A 6,163-nucleotide genomic window follows, 5' to 3' on the forward strand; every position below is an offset into this window, starting at 1 on the left:
ATCGCAGGCAAGCCAGCTCCCACATTTTTTATTGCGACAGGCTGGACGTGCTCTGACCGACCGCCAGACCTGCGCGAATCGCAGCAAGCGCTGCCTGGTAATACGCCTTGCCCTCCGGCGACTCCGCAAACGTCGCGAACTCTTCCAGCTCCGGGTCGGACAAGTCCCGATAGACGTACAGCAACGTGTTGTTCAAATCATTGCCGATCTGCTGCATCAAGCGCTCGCGCTGACCATTGAGCATGCCCTGGGCCTGACCGCCGCCCAGCAAGCCGGGGATCATCTGGCTCAAGCTGTCGGCGGCCACGCCGGCAATCGCCAGGCTGACTTCCGCACCGGCTTCACGGGCCGGCAGGGCCTGGGCCAGGTGACCGATGATCAGGCTGCGGGTGGCGTCGGCTTCGATGTGCGGCAGGCCTTGGGCGTTTTTTGCCAATTGGTCGCGGCGTGTGGCGAGCAACTCGGCGGCGACGATCTTGCGGCCCAGTGGCGACTGGAAAAACCCCAGGGCGGGTTTCGGGTCGGCCAGGTTCTTGCGCAATTGCGCCTCGGCACGCTGGTCCATGGCCTGGGCGGCGAAGCGTTTATTGCTGTTGTCCACCAGCGCCTGGTACACCGCCGGCGGCAGGCTATTGCGGTAGCGTTGCTGGGCGGCACTGAGGGCGTCATTGAAATGCGCACGTTGTTCGGCCCAGCCGGCGACCTTGTACAACTGGTCATGGCCGTCTGCCCAAGCGGGCAAAACGCAGAACATCAGCAAGGAAAAAAACAAACGACGCATATGGACTCCTGTCAGTCGGCCACTATTGTCCGTGTCGGGCGTAGGATTTGTCGAGAAATCCTATCGGTCACCTGACTAAAGTGTGTTCAGACGCTCGGCGGCTCTGTTGGATTCACAGGCGTATGGATACTATGCGCGCCATGCAAATACCCCTTGATCATCCTCTGCTGCAACGCATTGTCGACGACCTCGCCGAAAAAGGCTGGTCGCAGCAGAACGGCTTCCTGCCCCAGGCTCTGACCCTGGAGCTGGCGGCTGAGTGCCGTAAACGTGCGGCCGAGGGCGAATTGGCCCCCGCCGCGGTCGGGCGCGGGCCGGCCCAGGAGATCCGCGAGGGCATTCGCGGTGACCATATCCAGTGGCTGGAAGAGGGCGACGCTGCCGTCTGCGAGACTTACATGGGCGTGATGGGCAGCCTGCGCCAGGCGATGAATCGCGGCCTGTTCCTGGGCCTGGAAGATTTTGAAAGCCATTTCGCGATGTACCCGCCGGGGGCGTTTTACCTCAAGCATGTGGACCGTTTTCGCGACGATGACCGGCGCATGGTCTCGGCGGTCGTGTATTTGAATGACGCCTGGTTGCCCGAACATGGCGGGCAACTGCGCATGTACCTCAAGGACGGCGTCGAATACGATGTGGTGCCCACCGGCGGTAGCCTGGTGGTGTTCCTGTCCGGGGATGTGCCCCACGAAGTTTTGCCCGCGACGCGCGAACGCCTGTCCCTCACCGGCTGGTTCCGCCGGCGCGGTAACGAGCCGTTTTAATGATGCAAAAGATTCTGATCAGCCGCTGTTTGCTGGGGCACAAGGTGCGCTATGACGGCGGCGCCAGCGGCCCATTCGATCAACTGGCCGCCTGGCAGGCCGAAGGTCGCGTGGTTGCGATCTGCCCGGAAGTATCGGGTGGTTTGCCGACGCCTCGCCCCTCGGCAGAAATTCCGGGCGGGCAGGGCATCGATGTGTGGGAAGGGCGCGCGCAGGTGTTGACCGCCGAGGGCGAAGACTTCAGCGCCGCCTTCCTCGACGGCGCCCGCCAGGCGCTGGCGCTGGTACAACGCCATGCCATCCGCATCGCCATCCTCAAGGCCAACAGCCCGTCCTGCGGCAACTTGCTGACTTATGACGGTACGTTCAGCGGCGTGAAGGTCAGTGGCGAAGGCGTGACGGCTGCGCTGCTGAAACGCCATGGGGTGTTGGTGTTCAGTGAGCTTGAATTGCCTGAGGCGGCTGCCGCCCTGGCCCGTCTCTCTGACCCAACCTAAATCAACTGTGGGAGCAGGCAAGCCAGCTCCCACATTGAAAGTCATTCGGCCTTGGCGGTCGGTGTGTCCCCGGCAAACCACTTCTGCGTCAGCGCCTTCAATCGGCCATCGGCCTTGATCTGATGCAACGCCTTGTCCAGGCTACTTTTGAATGCCGGGTTTCCTTTTTGGAATGGAATTGCCAGCTCAGGTGTTTGCTTATAGACCTCGCTGAAATCGAACCGATCCTGCAGCTCGGCAGTCATAGCGATATGGTTGATGGCCACGTCGTATTTGCCGGTTTCCACACCGGGCAGCAGGTCGGTGTCATCGGTGGTGATGAAAGACGGGCGTACGTCCATTTCCTTGGCCAATTGTTCACCCAGCTCCACTTCAAAACCGGTTAGCTTGTCGCCGTCCTTGTAGTTGAACGGCGGTGTATTGGCCTCCATGGCGATGCGCAGCTCGCCACGGTCAAACACATCGTCGATCAATTCGGCATGAGCCAAGGGGCTCAGCAAGGACAGCAACAGTACAAGGCCAGGCGAAAAGCGCATGGTCGCTCCTAGAGATTTTTAATGTGCGAGGCGCCATTCAGCATCGCTTTGCTATGGTGTTGAGTGCCTTGGACAGCAATTTGTCGCGAAGTTGTCATAACCCAACAGATTTCCCGCAGAAACTGGAGAAGCGAATGAAAGCTCTTTTGTCCCGTGCAACCCTGGCCAGCCTCTTGCTGGGTGCTTCGATGTTGGCGACCGCCGCTGACGGTATTCCGCGCAGCGCTCCACCGGAAGGCGCCAAAGTATTTATCGTGTCGCCCAAAGACGGCGCCACCGTCGATAAAACCTTCACCGTCAAATTCGGCATGGAAGGCCTGAAACTGGCCCCGGCCACCAGCCAGGACCCAGGCACCGGCCACCATCACCTGTTGGTCGACCAGAAAGAGTTGCCGGATGCCAGCGTGCCGATCCCGGCCACTGACACCGTGATCCACTATGGCAAGGCCCAGACCGAAACCGAACTGACCCTCACCCCAGGCAAGCACACCTTGCAACTGGTGGCCGGCGACAAACTGCACATGCAGTTCAACCCGACTGTAGCCTCGAAAGTCATCACGGTTAACGTCAAGTAAGATGTGTTCAGACAAAAAAAGGGAGCCCCGAAAGGCTCCATTTTTTGTGCGGCGTTGAAACCTTAGAACAACACGCGGCTACGAATCGTGCCGTTGATGTGCTGCAGCTTCTCTTGCGCCAGGTCCGAGTACTCGGCGTCTACGTCGATAACCACGTAGCCGACTTTCTCGTTGGTCTGCAGGAACTGACCGGAAATGTTGATGCCGTTTTCCGCGAAGACCTTGTTGATCTCCATCATCACGCCAGGGATGTTCTGGTGGATGTGCAGCAGACGGTGCTTGCCAGGGTGAGCCGGCAGCGCCACTTCAGGGAAGTTGACCGAGGACACCGACGTACCGTTGTCGCTGTACTTGACCAGCTTTTCCGAGACTTCCAGGCCGATGTTGGCTTGGGCTTCTGCGGTGGAGCCGCCGATGTGCGGGGTCAGGATCACGTTGTCCAGGCCACGCAGCGGGCTTTCGAAGATGTCGTCGTTAGAGCGCGGCTCTACCGGGAACACGTCGATGGCGGCGCCGATCAGGTGCTTGTCCTTGATCGCGTCGGCCAGGGCCTCCAGAACGACCACGGTGCCGCGTGCGGCGTTGATCAGGATCCCGCCCTTTTTCATTGCGCGGATTTCTTTCTCGCCGATCATCCACTGGGTTTCAGCGGTTTCCGGAACGTGCAGGGTCACGATGTCGGACATGCCCAGCAGCTCGGTCAGGCTGCCCACTTGCGTGGCGTTGCCCAATGGCAGCTTGGTCAGGGTGTCGTAGAAGAACACCTGCATGCCCAAGCCTTCGGCCAATACCGACAACTGCGTGCCGATCGAGCCGTAACCGACGATACCCAGCTTCTTGCCGCGGATTTCGAAGGAGTTGGCCGCGCTTTTGATCCAGCCGCCACGGTGGCAGGAAGCGTTCTTCTCAGGGATGCCGCGCAGCAGCAGGATAGCCTCGGCCAGCACCAGTTCCGCAACGGAACGCGTGTTGGAGTACGGTGCGTTGAACACCGCGATGCCGCGCTCGCGCGCTGCGTTGAGGTCAACCTGGTTGGTGCCGATGCAGAAACAGCCGACAGCCACCAGCTTCTTGGCGTGGTCGAAGATTTCTTCGGTCAGCTGAGTGCGGGAGCGAATGCCGATAAAGTGCGCGTCGGCGATCTTTTCCTTTAACTGGGCTTCCGGCAGAGAACTGGTGATGTACTCAATGCTGGAGTACCCAGCAGCCTTCAGCACTTCGACGGCCGATGGGTGGACGCCTTCCAGAAGAAGGAACTTGATCTTGCTCTTATCGAGAGAAGTCTTGCTCATCTGCGTAAACCTGTATCCCGGAGAAAAATGGCAGGGAATCGAGCAGCGCAAGCTGACCCGGACGGCAGGAAAGCCGTCACCGCAGAACGCCCTTGGGCTCTGTCCTGCGGGGGCGGTATGCTAGCATACGTGCCCCGCTAAACACCCATTCCTGCGACGTGAAGCGTTCTCAGGATGACCATGAATTGTTCGAGAGTTCTGTCGATGACCCATCCTGCCCTGATTGATGAGCTAAAGACCCTGGTTGAGCCCGGCAAAGTGCTGACTGATGCAGACTCCCTGGAGGCTTACGGCAAGGATTGGACCAAGCACTTCGCACCCGCGCCCAGCGCCATCGTGTTCCCCAAGACCACTGAGCAGGTGCAGGCCATTGTCCGCTGGGCCAATGAACACAAGGTGGCGCTGGTGCCATCCGGCGGTCGCACCGGGCTGTCGGCGGCGGCTGTCGCGGCGAATGGCGAAGTGGTGGTGTCGTTCGACTACATGAACCAGATTCTCGAGGTGAACCTCACCGACCGCACCGCCGTGTGCCAGCCGGGCGTGGTCACCAAGCAATTGCAGAACGTCGCCGAAGAAAAAGGCCTGTACTACCCGGTGGACTTCGCGTCGTCCGGTTCCAGCCAGATTGGCGGCAATATCGGCACCAATGCCGGCGGGATCAAGGTTATTCGCTACGGCATGACCCGTAACTGGGTCGCTGGCATGAAGGTGGTCACCGGCAAAGGTGACGTGCTGGAGCTGAACCGCGACTTGATCAAGAACGCCACCGGCTACGACATGCGCCAGCTGTTCATCGGCGCAGAAGGCACGCTGGGCTTTGTGGTCGAAGCCACCATGCGCCTTGACCGCGCGCCGAAGAACCTCACCGCGATGGTGCTCGGCACCACCGACTTCGACTCGATCATGCCGGTGCTGCACGCGTTCCAAAGCAAGCTGGACCTGACCGCCTTCGAATTCTTCTCCGACAAGGCCCTGGCCAAAGTCATGGGGCGTGGCGATGTGCCTGCGCCGTTCGACACCGAGTGCCCGTTCTACGCGCTGCTGGAATTCGAAGCCACCACCGAAGAAGTCGCCAACCATGCCCTAGAAACCTTCGAGCACTGCGTCGAGCAGGGCTGGGTGCTGGATGGCGTGATGAGCCAGAGCGACACCCAACTGCACAACCTGTGGAAACTGCGCGAGTACATCTCCGAGACCATTTCTCACTGGACCCCGTACAAGAACGATATTTCGGTGACTGTCTCGAAAGTGCCGGCGTTCTTGAAGGAAATTGACGCGATCGTCGGCGAACACTACCCGGATTTCGAAATCGTCTGGTTCGGCCACATCGGCGACGGCAACCTGCACCTGAACATTCTCAAGCCGGAAAACCTGAGCAAGGACGAGTTCTTCGCCAAATGTGCCACCGTGAACAAGTGGGTGTTCGAAACCGTCGAGAAATACAACGGCTCGATCTCCGCCGAACACGGCGTGGGCATGACCAAGCGCGATTACCTGACCTACAGCCGTTCCCCGGTTGAAATCGAATACATGAAAGCAGTGAAAGCGGTGTTCGACCCGAACGGGATCATGAACCCTGGCAAGATCTTCGCTGTTTAACCGCCCCTGAAGGAGTCGTTCCATGAGCTACCAGCACAAGTATGTTGACGGCACCAACATCCACTTTCCCCTGGGCAAAGTAGTGTGCATCGGGCGTAACTACGCCGAACATGCCAAGG

At 59.7% G+C, this 6,163-nt stretch carries 7 protein-coding genes and 1 pseudogene; 5 read left to right on the plus strand and 3 right to left on the minus strand.

What is annotated here, in order from left to right; all coding sequences use genetic code 11:
• Positions 1-28: 28 nt before the first annotated feature.
• Positions 29-781: a DUF2059 domain-containing protein gene (locus WBB95_RS01070; RefSeq protein ID WP_424485908.1), complete on the minus strand. Its 753-nt coding sequence runs from the start codon at positions 779-781 to the stop codon at positions 29-31.
• Between the two features lie 131 nt (positions 782-912).
• On the opposite strand from WBB95_RS01070, the gene WBB95_RS01075 reads away from it, so the two are divergent.
• Both WBB95_RS01075 and WBB95_RS01080 read left to right on the plus strand, forming a co-directional pair.
• Positions 913-1,545 carry a 2OG-Fe(II) oxygenase gene (locus tag WBB95_RS01075; RefSeq protein ID WP_424485912.1) on the plus strand — a complete coding sequence of 211 codons (633 nt, stop codon included), beginning with the start codon at positions 913-915 and terminating at the stop codon, positions 1,543-1,545.
• Positions 1,546-1,547: 2 nt separating this feature from the next.
• Complete coding sequence (locus WBB95_RS01080) at positions 1,548-2,042, plus strand: DUF523 domain-containing protein (protein WP_424485913.1); 495 nt, start codon at positions 1,548-1,550, stop codon at positions 2,040-2,042.
• 41 nt (positions 2,043-2,083) lie between these two features.
• On the opposite strand, the gene WBB95_RS01085 is transcribed toward WBB95_RS01080, so the two are convergent.
• Positions 2,084-2,578, minus strand: coding sequence for a transporter substrate-binding domain-containing protein (locus tag WBB95_RS01085; protein WP_424485909.1), 495 nt, complete (start codon positions 2,576-2,578; stop codon positions 2,084-2,086).
• Positions 2,579-2,712: 134 nt separating this feature from the next.
• Here WBB95_RS01085 and WBB95_RS01090 point away from each other — a divergent pair, with 134 nt between their 5' ends.
• On the plus strand, positions 2,713-3,153 hold the full coding sequence (locus WBB95_RS01090) for a DUF4399 domain-containing protein (RefSeq protein WP_065902261.1): 441 nt from the start codon (positions 2,713-2,715) through the stop codon (positions 3,151-3,153).
• A gap of 62 nt (positions 3,154-3,215) precedes the next feature.
• On the opposite strand, the gene serA is transcribed toward WBB95_RS01090, so the two are convergent.
• Entirely contained in the window at positions 3,216-4,445 is a 1,230-nt protein-coding gene (gene serA, locus WBB95_RS01095; protein WP_424485910.1) for a phosphoglycerate dehydrogenase, read from the minus strand.
• A 204-nt stretch (positions 4,446-4,649) separates the two neighbouring features.
• Here serA and WBB95_RS01100 point away from each other — a divergent pair, with 204 nt between their 5' ends.
• Complete coding sequence (locus WBB95_RS01100) at positions 4,650-6,044, plus strand: FAD-binding oxidoreductase (RefSeq protein WP_424485911.1); 1,395 nt, start codon at positions 4,650-4,652, stop codon at positions 6,042-6,044.
• A gap of 22 nt (positions 6,045-6,066) precedes the next feature.
• Positions 6,067-6,163 (plus strand): annotated as a pseudogene (locus WBB95_RS01105) (fumarylacetoacetate hydrolase family protein); the annotation flags it as partial.

Source organism: Pseudomonas sp. (assembly GCF_049645325.1).
GTDB lineage: Bacteria > Pseudomonadota > Gammaproteobacteria > Pseudomonadales > Pseudomonadaceae > Aquipseudomonas.